Origin of the sequence: Massilia sp. Se16.2.3 (genome assembly GCF_014171595.1) — a bacterium.
GTDB lineage: Bacteria > Pseudomonadota > Gammaproteobacteria > Burkholderiales > Burkholderiaceae_D > Telluria.
In genome coordinates, this window is record NZ_CP050451.1 from 2,147,967 (window position 1) to 2,160,671 (window position 12,705).

10 protein-coding genes and 2 pseudogenes are annotated in these 12,705 nt (G+C 66.0%); 7 read left to right on the plus strand and 5 right to left on the minus strand.

The genetic code is table 11. From position 1 onward, the window contains the following. Window positions 1-677: 677 nt before the first annotated feature. The 5 genes and pseudogenes from G4G31_RS27515 to G4G31_RS25635 form a co-directional block, all read right to left on the minus strand. Window positions 678-1,259 (minus strand): TonB-dependent receptor domain-containing protein, encoded by a 582-nt coding sequence (locus G4G31_RS27515; protein ID WP_267873664.1) that lies wholly within the window; start codon window positions 1,257-1,259, stop codon window positions 678-680. Window positions 1,260-1,348: 89 nt separating this feature from the next. Then, window positions 1,349-1,651: a TonB-dependent receptor domain-containing protein gene (locus tag G4G31_RS27520; RefSeq protein ID WP_267873665.1), complete on the minus strand. Its 303-nt coding sequence runs from the start codon at window positions 1,649-1,651 to the stop codon at window positions 1,349-1,351. 76 nt (window positions 1,652-1,727) lie between these two features. Further along, window positions 1,728-1,985 carry a hypothetical protein gene (locus G4G31_RS25625; protein WP_229425483.1) on the minus strand — a complete coding sequence of 86 codons (258 nt, stop codon included), beginning with the start codon at window positions 1,983-1,985 and terminating at the stop codon, window positions 1,728-1,730. Between the two features lie 64 nt (window positions 1,986-2,049). Continuing rightward, the gene (locus G4G31_RS25630; protein ID WP_229425714.1) at window positions 2,050-2,775 is read right to left on the minus strand and encodes a hypothetical protein; all 726 of its coding nucleotides are present in this window, start codon (window positions 2,773-2,775) and stop codon (window positions 2,050-2,052) included. Window positions 2,776-3,082: 307 nt separating this feature from the next. Further along, window positions 3,083-3,538 (minus strand): annotated as a pseudogene (locus G4G31_RS25635) (TonB-dependent receptor plug domain-containing protein); the annotation flags it as partial. Window positions 3,539-4,035: 497 nt separating this feature from the next. Here G4G31_RS25635 and aroG point away from each other — a divergent pair. The 7 genes and pseudogenes from aroG (at window position 4,036) to scpB (ending at window position 12,430) form a co-directional block, all read left to right on the plus strand. After that, window positions 4,036-5,100, plus strand: coding sequence for a 3-deoxy-7-phosphoheptulonate synthase AroG (aroG, locus tag G4G31_RS09875; protein ID WP_182991275.1), 1,065 nt, complete (start codon window positions 4,036-4,038; stop codon window positions 5,098-5,100). Window positions 5,101-5,231: 131 nt separating this feature from the next. Then, the gene (locus G4G31_RS09880) at window positions 5,232-6,170 is read left to right on the plus strand and encodes an ABC transporter permease (protein ID WP_182991276.1); all 939 of its coding nucleotides are present in this window, start codon (window positions 5,232-5,234) and stop codon (window positions 6,168-6,170) included. After that, window positions 6,167-7,183: an ABC transporter permease gene (locus G4G31_RS09885; protein ID WP_374011290.1), complete on the plus strand. Its 1,017-nt coding sequence runs from the start codon at window positions 6,167-6,169 to the stop codon at window positions 7,181-7,183. Before G4G31_RS09880 ends, G4G31_RS09885 begins: the two co-directional genes overlap by 4 nt. Next, window positions 7,180-8,880: an ABC transporter ATP-binding protein gene (locus G4G31_RS09890; protein ID WP_182991277.1), complete on the plus strand. Its 1,701-nt coding sequence runs from the start codon at window positions 7,180-7,182 to the stop codon at window positions 8,878-8,880. The genes G4G31_RS09885 and G4G31_RS09890 overlap by 4 nt, the downstream gene beginning before the upstream one ends. A 74-nt stretch (window positions 8,881-8,954) precedes the next feature. Continuing rightward, window positions 8,955-9,893 (plus strand): DedA family protein/thiosulfate sulfurtransferase GlpE, encoded by a 939-nt coding sequence (locus G4G31_RS09895; RefSeq protein ID WP_182991278.1) that lies wholly within the window; start codon window positions 8,955-8,957, stop codon window positions 9,891-9,893. Window positions 9,894-10,248: 355 nt separating this feature from the next. Next, a pseudogene (locus G4G31_RS09900) lies at window positions 10,249-11,259 on the plus strand (glucokinase); the annotation flags it as partial. 433 nt (window positions 11,260-11,692) lie between these two features. Beyond that, the gene (gene scpB, locus G4G31_RS09905) at window positions 11,693-12,430 is read left to right on the plus strand and encodes an SMC-Scp complex subunit ScpB (protein ID WP_182991279.1); all 738 of its coding nucleotides are present in this window, start codon (window positions 11,693-11,695) and stop codon (window positions 12,428-12,430) included. The last annotated feature ends 275 nt before the right edge of the window (window positions 12,431-12,705 follow it).

Genomic DNA, 12,705 nt, shown 5'->3' on the forward strand with positions numbered 1-12,705 from the left:
AGGCCAGCCGCCGCGCCGAACAGCCGGCGCAGGGAACGGGACAAGATGGTTTCATTCATTTCCGGCTCCTGGTATCGGTTATGTGTGCTTGCCTTGATCGGTAATGCGTGCTTTCCTTGTGCCCGCTCGCCATGGTCGTGCGCGGAGTGACCAACGACAGAGACGTGCATCGGCGCTGCGGGTGACGAAACGAGTCTTGCATCGCGACCCATGATTCGGGTGACTTCACACAAAAAAGAGCGGGTTTTGTCGAAGCAGTGCGGCGCGACAGGCGATGCATGGGGGAAGACGTCACATGCGCGCCACAAATCCTTGTGGGCCTGAGGCAGGTGGGTGACCGGGAGCGCGGCAGTAGGTCCGGCATTGCCGCTGCCGGCGCTTCGCCCGGCGCAACGATGACGTGGGCGGCAACTGCGTACCGCGGCGGCTGACCGTCGCCCGCAGCGACGGCCGCGACCCGCCGCCCGCCGCAGCAGCCCATTACCGCAGTCGCAGCCACCACAGGGGCCCACCACTGCGGCCCACCACAGAGGTCCACCACTGGGGCTTACCACCGCGGCCCCGACTTCGGCCCGGCTTCTGGCCGGACTTCGGGCCCGACTTCGGCCCGCCACCATGGCCCACCACCGCGACCGATCATCGCGGCCCGAACGACTTGCACGGGCCGCTTGCCGCACTCAGAAGGTGTAGCGGGCGCCCACCATGAAGGTGCGTCCGACCGCGCCCAGGTAGTCGAGCGGGTTATAGGCCTGCGCGCCATAGGTCAGCGGATCGAGCGGCGCTACCTTGTCGAACAGGTTCTCGATCGTGCCGAACACTTCCCAGCCCGGCCGCGGCTTCCAGCGCAGTACCAGGTCGAAGGTGGTAAAGGAGGGCAGTTCGCAGCCGCTCGGCGCATCCTGGCCGTTGGCGAAGTGGCTGGCGCAGCCGTCCGGGTCGCCCTTGAACAGGACGTTGTCGATCGGCCCGCGGTAGTTGGCGTTGAGCGCCACGCGCCAGTCGCCACGGTCCCAGGCTGCCCGCAGGTTGATGCGGTGGTCGGGCGTGCCGATGCAGTTGGTGACGTCGCAATTGCCATGGGTACCGGCGAAGTCGCGCTCGCTGCCGTCCTGTTCGGTGCGCAGCCACTTGTCGAGGAAGGTCCATTTTCCGTCGAGCAGGAGGTTGCCCCAGTCGCCAGGCAGGCGCAACGTGTGGCGGGCGTCGAGGTCGATGCCGCGCACCTTGGTCGAGGCCGAGTTCACGTAGTTCGCCAGCACGGCCGTGATGGCGCCGGGGTCGCCCGGGATGCCTGCCTGGGCCGTGCTGGGATCGCGTGCGACCTGGCCGCGGGCAATGGCGACATCGGTCAGTTCTGGTTGATCTCGTTCTTGCGCTTGATCTGCCAGAAGTCGACCGAAATGCTGGTACGCGGCAGTGGATCCCAGATGATGCCGAAGTTCAGGCTGCGCGAACGCTCCGGTTCCAGTGCCGGGTTGGGCGAGGTGATGACGGCGATCGCCGCCGGATCGCAGGCCGTTTCCACGCCCGGGTTGCAGCGCAGCGGATCCTCGGCGGTGGAAAACGCCGCCAGGCCGCCGACGCCGTTTTCGGCCGCACTCGGCGCACGGAAGCCGCGCGCAAACGTGCTGCGCAGGGCCAGTTGGCGCATCGGCTGCCATTTGACGCCGACTTTCGGCGTCCGGAATTGCCGACATCGGTGAAATGATCCCAGCGCAATGCGCCGGTCACTTCCAGGCCCGGCAGCACGGGCGCCAGCGCCTCGCCGTACAGCGCGAAGACGTTGCGCGAACCGCGATAGGCGGGTAGCCCAGGCCGATCACGTTGCCGCGCTCGGTGCCAGTGGTGGGTTGCAACTCGGTTTCCTCGCGCCGCCATTCGGCGCCCACCGCGACGCCGATGGCGCCGCCGGCCAGCTTGCCGAACTCGCGCGTGGCCTTGACGTCGCCCTGGACGATCTTGGTCTGGGCGTCGTTCGAGATCATCGGCGAGAGCGCCGCGTACAGGGCCGGGCTGTTGAGGCCGGCGTTTTCGCCGATACGCCAGACGCTACCTATCGGCAGCGCGGCGTAGGCCGGACTGGTGGCCAGCGCCGCCGCGATGTTGGCGGCACTGGGGTCGAGCAGGGCGAAAGCGACGTCGCGCTGCAGTTGGCCATAGCGTTCGTTGGAGACGGTGTTGCGCGAGAACAGGAGAGAAGTGTCGTACTCCCAGCCGGCGACGCTTCCCTTGACTCCGGCCAGCGCACGTACGAAGAAGGCGTCGATGTTCGAGACGCGCGGGCCGACGTCGCCGGACCAGGTAGCGCAGCCGCGCGGCCGTGCCGAAGTAGGGGTTGTCGGGATGGTTGGGACCGAGGCGCACGCCGGCGTTGCTGACTGGCCCGCCGGGATAGCCGACGTTGGCGCTGACGGTGCTCGGGGTGGTCGAGGACGAGGACTGGCTGCTGTACAGGTTCAGCTCGGCGTAGCCTTCGATGGCGGGCGTGATGCGCCAGGTGCCGCGCCCGAACAGGCTGTAGTTTTCCTGCTCGGGCTGGATCTGGTTGTAGGCCAGCGTCGAGTCGATCAGGCAGCCGCCGCCGGGGTCGCCCTGCGGGTGGCTGGTGAAGTTCGCGCAGGCGGCGCCGGGGAAGGTGCGGGTGAAGCCGGATGCCGGGTCGAGGCTGCCGCGGTTGAAGTAATCGAGGGTGGCCGGGTTGCGCACGTTGCCGTTGATGGCGCTGCCGGCGGCATTGTTGCCGGTGATCGCCCCGGTGCCGCCGAGCGCTTCCACGGGCCGAGTAGCCCCACTGGCGCAGGTCGATGCGGCCGATGTAGCGGCGGTCCGAGCGGTCGCGCAGCCAGATGTCGTTCAGGCGCTTGAACTCGAAATTGAGCAGCACGTTGTAGCGGTCGGCATCGAGGTCGCCGAAGCCATGGGTGATGGCCAGGTTCTGTTCCTCGCCGTCCCACTCCTGGGTGATGCCGAGGGCGCCGCGCACCGTGGTGCCCTTGAAGTCGCGCCGCAGGATGATATTGACGACGCCGGCAATGGCATCGGAACCGTAGATGGCGGAGGCGCCGTCCTTCAGGATTTCGATGCGGTCGACGGCGTCGGTGGGGATGACGTTCAGGTCGGTGAAGACTTTCTGGCCGTCGTCGGCCAGGCCATACGGCGCCATGCGGCGGCCGTTGAGCAGCACCAGGGTGGACGCGGTACCCAGGCCGCGCAGCGAGATGCCCGAGGCGCCGGCGGCGAAGCCGTTGCCGAAGGTGGTCGGCACCGAGCCCCGGTTGTCCACCGCCGGGGTCTGCAGCAATTCGGAGACGGTGCTCTTGCCCGAGCGCTCGATGTCGGCACGGTTGACGGTCAGCACCGACGAGGCGGTTTCGGCTTCGGCGCGGCGGATATTACTGCCGGTAACGACCACGCGCGCGACCGGCCGCTCGGCCGCTTCCTGGACCTGCGCGCCGGGAGTGGCGATCAGCGCCAGGCCGATCGCGCCGCTGCCGGCGAACAGGCGGCGGACCGATCGGGATAACAGTGTTTCAATCATGTCAGGACTCCAGGTCAAATGAAAATCCCGGTCCTGGGCCGCGGTTGATGCATCTCATGTGCTAGACGAAAAGAAATTGATTGCACACAAGAAGAACGCTTGCCGGACGGGGGCTTGTCCTGACTTTTGCATTACTGATAATGGCCTGTCTGATATCTCTCAATCGTCGGTCAGCCGTCGGGAGGACTGTCGGTTTAACGCAACCGCTTGCCGGCAACAGGGGCGGGGACGGTGAAATCCGCGGTGCAGCCGCCCGGCGGGCCGTGGACAAAAAGCCTTGCCAATGCTCACGACTTGGCGGTATAGTCGTTTTGACCTTTTTCGGATCCGTCCATGCGCCACGCTGCCTTCTTTACCTGCTATTTTTGGTTTCGCCATTCCGGCCCCCAGGCGGTGGAATAGCGGCAGGTTCACGCAACAAAGAGACCCGACCGAACAACCAGAAACCGCCAGCGATGGCGGTTTTTTTATTTCAGACCCATCCACGGAGTGACCGCATGCCCCGCACCGACGACCTACGCATCCGCGAAATGAAGGAACTCACGCCGCCCTCGCACCTCATCCGCGAGTTTCCGGTGACCGCCGCGGCAGAGGAGACCGCGAGCGCGTCGCGCGTGGCCCTGCACCGCATCCTGCACGGCCAGGACGACCGCCTGATGGTCGTGATCGGCCCGTGCTCGATCCACGACCCGCAAGCGGCGCTCGAGTATGCGCGGCGCCTGGCCGAACAGCGCCGGCGCTTTGCAGGCGAACTCGAGATCGTGATGCGGGTCTATTTCGAGAAGCCGCGCACGACGGTGGGCTGGAAGGGCATGATCAACGACCCCTACATGGACAACAGCTTCCGCATCAACGACGGCCTGCGCATGGCACGCGAGCTGCTGCGCGCGGTCAACGAGATGGGCCTGCCCGCCGGCACAGAATTCCTCGACGTGATCAGCCCGCAGTACATCGCCGACCTGATCAGCTGGGGCGCAATCGGCGCGCGCACCACCGAGTCGCAGGTGCACCGCGAGCTGGCGTCCGGCCTGTCCTGTCCGGTCGGCTTCAAGAACGGTACCGACGGCAACATCAAGATCGCGGCCGACGCCATGAAGGCGGCCTCGCAGCCGCACCATTTCCTGTCGGTGACGAAAGGGGGCCATTCGGCCATCGTCTCGACCGCCGGCAACGAGGATTGCCACATCATCCTGCGCGGCGGCAAGACGCCGAACTACGATGCCGCCAGCGTCGAGGAGGCCTGCCGCCAGCTGGCCGCGAACGGGCTGGCCAGCCGCCTGATGATCGACGCCTCGCACGCCAACAGCAGCAAGAATCCGCAGAACCAGGTGCCGGTGTGTGCCGATATCGCGCGCCAGGTTGCCGGCGGCGAGGGGCGCATCGTCGGCGTGATGGTCGAGTCGCACCTGCTGGCGGGACGCCAGGACCTGGTGCCGGGGCAGGAACTGACTTACGGCCAGTCGGTCACCGACGGCTGCATCGACTGGGATACCAGCGTCGGGGTGCTGGAAGGGCTGGCAGCCGCGGTACGCCAGCGCCGCCTGCGCGGGGATGCCGAGTAAGCGAAACGGACAGACATGAAAGACGGCGGATCGCCCGGCCGCAGCCTCGCGTTCGCCTTCCTGCATTTGCGTTATCGTTACGCCTTTTGACCAAAGCCGGGCGGGCAGGGCCCGTGGCACAGGACGGCTTCATGTTGGCTTACATACTAAGGCGGCTGTGGCAGATGCTGCCGACCATGGCGGGCGTGATCGTGCTCGTCTTCGTGCTGTTCAACTGGGTGGGCGGCGACCCGGCCTATCTGCTGGCCGGGAAGATGGCCGATGCCCAGGCGATCGCCAACATCCGCGCCCAGCTCGGCATTGACCAGCCGGCCTGGGTGCAGCTGGGGATTTTCCTGAAGCAGATCGTGACCTTTGATTTCGGCAACGCCTGGAGCACGGGCGAGCCGGTGGCGGACATCATCGCGAGCCGCCTTGGCCCGTCGCTGACGGTGCTGGTGCCGCTGACCGTGCTCGAAACCCTGTTCGGGATCGCGCTGGCCCTGGCCATCGCCTTCGTGCGCGGCTCGCTGACCGACCGCGCGGTGATGGTAGCGTGCACGGTGGGAATGTCGATCTCGATCCTGGTCTACATCATCGTGTTCCAGTATTTCTTCGCCTACAAGCTTGGACTGTTCCCGGTGCAGGGCTGGGGCGCCAGCCTGGGTGAAAACCTGCTGCACTATGCGCTGCTGCCGATCATCATTGGCCTGGCGGTATCGATCGCGCCCACCTTGCGCCTGTACCGCAGCTTCGTGCTCGATGAAGCGAACCAGGATTATGTGCGCACGGCGCGCGCCAAGGGTCTGAGCGAGCGCCGCATCGTCTGGGTGCACGTGCTGCGCAACGCCGCCATTCCCATCATCACGCACGTGATGGCGAATCTGCCGGCGCTCCTGATCGGGGCCTTTCTCCTCGAGCGTTTCTTTGGCATTCCCGGCATCGGCCGCGAAGTGATCCTGGCCGTCGAACGCAGCGATTTTCCGGTGATCAAAGCCATCACCGTGTATGTCGCGGCCGCAACGATGGTATTCAATCTGCTGGCCGACCTGCTCTACGGGGCGGTCGATCCACGGGTGCAGCTGAAATGATGGGCGCCATGCAGCAGCACGCCGTGTCGCCCGGCCTGTGGGCACTTGCCTGGCGCCGCTTGCGCGCCGACAGATTGGCGCTGGCCGCGCTGGCAGTGGTCGTCCTGTTCCTGCTGACGCTGGCGCTGTCTGCTGCCGGCATGGTCGCCGCCGATTGGGAAGAGGAGGTGGCGGTGAACTACGCGCCGCCGACGTTTGTGGGCGCCGATCCCGCCACCGTGGCGCTGGCCCGGCCGCCGGAGCCCGTGCCGCCGAACGCCTTCGACCCGCTGGCGGCCGAACTGGAGGCGCTCAAGGCGCAGGTGCGGCGCACGCACCCGCCGCGCCCGAAAGCCTTGACGCTGACCTTCGGCGCCGACAAATGGGGCCACGATATCCTCAAGAAAACGGTCAAGGGCGGCGAGACCTCGATCGTGGTCGGCCTGGTGGCGGCTTTCCTGGCGGTGGCGCTGGGCACGCTGTTCGGCGCGCTGTCCGGATTCCATGGCGGCCTGGTCGACGATTTCTTCAACTGGTTCTACAGCATTTTTACCTCGATTCCCTCGATCCTGATGATCCTCACGGTGGCGGCCGTGCTGCAGCAGAAGGGCGTGACGACGATCGTGCTGATCCTGGGCCTGACCGGCTGGACCGGACCCTACCGCCTGATGCGCGCCGAATACATCAAGCACAAGGCACGCGAATACGTGCTGGCGGCGGATGCGATCGGCGCTTCGAACTGGCGCAAGATGTTTTCGCACATTTTCCCGAACGTCTCGCACGTGGCCCTGGTGCAGGTGTCGATCCTGGTGGTGGGCTTCATCAAGGCCGAGGTGATCCTGTCCTTCCTCGGCTTCGGCGTGCCGGTCGGTACCGTGTCCTGGGGCAGCATGCTCAACGAGGCGCAGAATGAGTTAATCCTCGGCAAGTGGTGGCAGCTGACGGCCGCCGCCGGTGCGATGGCGCTGCTGGTGACGGCGTTTTCGCTGTTCACCGACGCGCTGCGCGATGCGCTCGATCCCAAACTGAAATGAGCGCGATGACCATGCCAACCCCGCCGCTGCTGCAGGTACGCGACCTGCGCATTGCCTTCCGTGTCGACAAGAAGAATACGGTCGAGGCCATCAAGGGCGTTTCGTTTGATGTGCCGCTTGACGCCACCGTGGCCCTGGTAGGCGAATCGGGCAGCGGCAAATCGGTCAGTTCGCTCGCGGTGATGGGTTTGCTGCCGGCGGAGACGACGATCGTCGACCCCGGTTCGAGCGTGCGTTTCGATGGTCGCGAACTGATCGGGCTGCCGACAGCCGAACGGCGCCGCCTGTGCGGCAAGGACATCGCGATGATTTTCCAGGAGCCGATGTCCTCGCTCAACCCGGTGTTCACGGTCGGCTTCCAGATCGGCGAAGTGCTGCGCCTGCACATGGGCATGGGAAGGCGCCAGGCACGGGCGCGCACCCTTGAACTGCTGGAAGAGGTCGGGATTCCCGATCCGTCCAACAAGATCGGCGCCTACCCGAACCAGATGTCGGGCGGGCAGCAGCAGCGCGTCATGATCGCGATGGCCATTGCCTGCGAGCCCAAGCTCTTGATCGCGGACGAGCCGACCACGGCGCTCGACGTGACGATCCAGAAGCAGATCATGGACTTGATCGCCAGCCTGCAAAAGAAGCACCGCATGGCGGTGCTGTTCATCACCCACGACCTCGGTCTGGTGGCGCAGATCGCCGACCGCGTGATCGTCATGCGCCACGGCGAAGTGCGCGAAGAGGGCACGGCTGCCCAGGTTTTCAGGCAGCCGCGCGACGCCTACACGCGCGCCTTGCTGCATTGCCGCCCGAAGCTGGACGCGCGGCCGCTGCGCCTGCCGACCATCGACGACTTCCTGGGCGGGCATGGCGGGACAGGGATCGCGTTACCGGAGCGCACGCGCGGGTATGCGCCGGACGACGAGAACGTACTGATAGTAAAAAACCTGCAGAAAAGCTTCTGGCTGCGCGAGGGCCTGTTCGGCAAGCGCGAATTCCAGGCGGTGAAGGATGTGTCGTTCACGCTGCCCCGCGGAAAAACGCTGGGCGTGGTCGGCGAGTCGGGCTCGGGCAAGACCACGGTCGGCCTGACCCTGCTGCGGCTGCATCGTGCCACCGGCGGCAGCGCGCTCTTCGATGGGCGCGACCTGGTATCGATGTCGGACCGCGATTTCCAGGCCTATAAACGGCGCATTCAGATCGTGTTCCAGAATCCATATGCCTCGCTCAATCCGCGCTTCACGGTTGGCCAGATCCTGCTGGAACCGATGCGCATCCACGGCATCGGTGCCGACGACGGCGAACGCATGCGGATGGCGCATGCGCTGCTCGAACGCGTCGGCTTGCCCGCCGCGGCCCACGGGCGCTACCCGCACGAGTTTTCCGGCGGCCAGCGCCAGCGCATCGCAATTGCCCGCTGCCTGACGATGAAGCCGGAAATCCTCGTCTGCGACGAGTCCGTCTCGGCGCTGGATGTGTCGGTGCAGGCCCAGGTGCTCAATCTCCTGCAGGACCTGCAGGACGAGTACAAGATGAGCTACATCTTCATTTCCCACGATTTGTCGGTGGTGCGCTACATCGCCGACCGGGTCATGGTGATGCACCACGGCAGCGTGGTGGAAATGGCCGATTCGGACGCGCTATACCGCAATCCGCAGCATCCCTACACCCAGTCCCTGCTGGCGGCCATTCCTCGCAGCGCCTAGTCAGTGCGGGCGAAACCGTTGCGTAAAAGGGGCAGTGCCCAGCCGGGGAAAGGGAATTGGGCTACCATGAACGGATGTCCCAGCTTTCCCTCCTGATCCAGCAATACGGCGTCCTGATCGTCTTCGGCACGGTGCTGCTGGAACAGTTCGGCCTGCCGATCCCGGCCTTTCCCGTCCTGGTCGTGGCCGGCGCGCTGGCGGTCGATGGCGGCGGCAACTGGCAACTGTCGCTGCTGGCGGTGCTGCTGGCCTGCCTGATCTGCGACTATTTCTGGTTCCGCGCCGGGCGCTATTACGGCAAGCGCGTGCTGCGCCTGCTGTGCCGCATCTCGCTCTCGCCCGACTCCTGCGTCAACCAGACCGAGGACCGTTTCAGGCGCTACGGCGCCAAGTCGCTGCTTGTATCGAAATTCGTCCCCGGCTTCAATACGATTGCCGCGCCGATGTCGGGCGCGCTCGGCACGGGCACGCGCAGCTTCCTCGGCTTTTCCGCGACCGGCGCGCTGCTGTGGGGCGGCAGCGGTATTGCCGTCGGCGCCGTGTTCCACGACAGCGTCGACCGCGTGCTGGCCAGCCTGGAAACGATGGGCAGTACCGCGCTGATGGTGCTGGGCGGTTTGCTGGCGCTCTTCGTTGCCTATAAATATGTCGAGCGCCGCCGCCATCACGCGGCGCTGGGCATCGCCCGCATTGGGGTTGCCGAGCTGATGGACCTGATCGCGGCCGGGCACGATCCGCTCATCATCGATGCCCGCAGCGCGACGGCCCAGGCACTCGACGCCGCCATTCCCGGCGCGCTCCTGTACAAAGCCTGCCCGCCGGGGCAATGGATGGCGACGCTCGACCGTGAGCGCCATATCGTCGTCTACTGCAGCTGTCCGGACGACGTCAGCGCCGCCCAGGTCGCGAAGGAATTCCTGGCCAACGGGTTTCACCGGGCGCGGCCGCTGCAGGGTGGGCTGGATGCGTGGAATGCGCATCGCCAGGCTCAGGGCGAGGTGAGGGTGGCGTAGGGTAGGCGCGGCCGGCGAGGCGGCTCGACCCGGCGAGCTGCATCAACGCGGCTTCTTTGCCGCCTACGCGTTCAAACCGCGTACGCGCTCATGCGGCGCAGGGTGCACGCATTTCTCTTTCCTTTCTTGATGTGCGCGGGCCATGCTGGCTTGGATTGAACGCGTGGGCGGCGCTCACTTTGCCGAAGTGCACATGCTCGGGTGGAGCCGCCCACCCTACGCGTAGCTGTACTACTTGCGGTTCCAGCGTGGTTGTCGTGTATGTGCAGCTGGGCTTGTACCTAAACTACAAAATTTCCTTGTAAGTGAGCAAAGAAATCCAGTAAGCTTGGGCATCCCCCGAATTTTTGCCGCAATGACTGCTTCCCTGCCCGTAACCACTGCCCGCGACGCCGGCGTCTTCGATACTCCCCGCCTGCTGGCCGACATCGGCGGCACCAATGCGCGCTTTGCCATCGAGCGCCAGGCTGGGTGTGTCGAAGCGGTACGGGTGCTCGGCTGTGCCGACCATGCGTCGCTGGCGGACGCGATGCGCGCTTACCTGGCCGCTCCCGAGGTGGCGGCCTTGGGGGAGGTGCAGCATGCAGCCGTTGCGATCGCCAATCCGGTCGATGGCGATCAGGTGCGCATGACCAACCATCACTGGCAGTTCTCGATCGATGCGCTGCGCCAGGAGCTCGGCCTGGCAACCCTGCTGGTGGTGAACGATTTCACGGCGCTGGCGCGCTCCTTGCCGCACCTGCGCGATGGCGACAAGGTGCAGGTTGGCGGCGGCGCTCCCCGCGCCAGTGCGCCGCTGGGCCTGCTCGGCGCTGGTACCGGCCTGGGCGTTTCAGGGCTGGTGCCTGCCGGCGCCAGCTGGACCGCCTTGTGCAGCGAAGGCGGCCACGTTACCTTCGCGCCCGCCAATCCCCTTTGAAGTGGCCATCTTGCAATACGCCTGGACCGAATTCGCGCACGTCTCGGCGGAACGCTTCCTGTCCGGTGCCGGTGTCGAACTGATCTACCGCGCGCTGGCCAATGTGCAGGGCCTTCCGGCCGCCTCGTTGGCGGCACCGGAGATCTCGCGCCGCGCCCTGGCCGGCGAATGCGCGCTCTCGGGCCAGGTGCTCGACGTCTTCTGCGGGATGCTCGGCACCGTGGCGGGCAACCTGGCCGTCACGCTCGGCGCCCGGGCGGCGTGTACATCGGCGGCGGCATCGTGCCTCGCCTCGGCGAGCGCTTCGCGCAGTCGCCGTTCCGCGCGCGCTTCGAACAGAAGGGCCGCTTCTCTTCCTGGCTGGCAGCGGTGCCGACCTACGTGATCACGGCAGAATATCCGGCATTTCTTGGGGTATCGGCGATTCTGGCGGAAAAACTGTCGTCTTGACGTCTCGGCCCGAGGCCAATTCCGGCTGCGCCCCTTGCGCAAATGGCCGTTCCCGTGTTTTATCGGTTACAATGGTTTGCAGTTGGAAGAAACGATGTCGATTGCCGCCATGGTGCGCCCACGAGCCACGCCTCGAAGCCGCATGCCCGGCCCGCGTTTCGCTTGACTTTCACAACGGTTGTCCGCCTGGCACGCAGGCAGCCACGTGGCCGGGTCCTGTCCCGCCACGGTATTGTCGCCCGGCGCGTCCAAGCGCGGGCCACGAATTCCTGTTTCAACCAGTCGTGGCGTGAGCCGTACCGCGAATCGCGTTCAGATCGCGAGGCCTGCGCCATTGGCGTAGCCGGCGCCGTCCAGGCGTCCGCCGACCGTCCGCCGGGCGGATAGTTTTATTGAGCTTTTCTTTGGCATCGAGCTGACGACATCGAGAATGAAGACTGATGAGGCCAAGCGCGTCCTCGAGACCGCCTTGCTATGCGCGCGCGAGCCGATGACCCTGCACGGCATGAAAAAGCTGTTTGCCGATGTCGATGCGAATGGCCGCCAGCTCGGCGCCGGTGTCGGCTTCGATACCCTCAAGCTGCTTCTCGAGGAATTGCGGCACGACTGGCAGGACCGCGGCATCGAGATCGTCAGCCTGGCGTCGGGCTGGCGTTTCCAGAGCCGGCCCGAGATGAAACCGTATCTCGACCGTATCTCGCCCGAAAAGCCGCCGAAATATTCGCGGGCCACGCTCGAGACGCTGGCGATCATCGCCTACCGCCAGCCCGTCACGCGCGGTGACATCGAGGAAATCCGCGGCGTCGCAGTGAACTCGCAGACCATCAAGCTGCTCGAAGACCGTGGCTGGATCGATGTCGTCGGCCACCGCGAAGTGGTCGGCAGGCCCGCCCTGCTGGGCACGACGAAGCAATTCCTGGACGACCTCGGTCTTGCGTCGCTCGGGCAATTGCCGCCGCTCGACAGCATTGCCGATGCCCAGGACGGACGCAGCCTGGAGGCGCTGGAAGCGGCGCTGCAACAGAATTTTGAGAAGGCGGATGCCAGCGCGGCCGCCGATGACGAACACCTTACTTCACCCGTTGAAGTTCCGATTCATGACCCTCAACCGGACTCAAGCTCGGTACCCGGTCAGCACAACAACGAAACGAATGATGAATCCAACTGACACCACCGAGACCAACCCTGCCGCTGCGGGCCCGGAGGACGCGGCCAAGCCGAAGCGCCGCACCCGTGCGGCCTCCGCGGTCAAGGACGCCGCACCTGCTGTCGCTGCCGATGCTGCACCGGCCGAGAAGCCGAAGCGCCGCAGCAAGGCCGCCGCTGCCGTGAGCGAAGTCCCTGACGCCGCGCCAGCTGCCGAGCCGGCCGCGCCGGCGCGCAAAGCCGCGCGCGAGCAAAGGCCAGGGCCGTCGCTGCGGTCGATAGCCCGGCCGCAGCGCC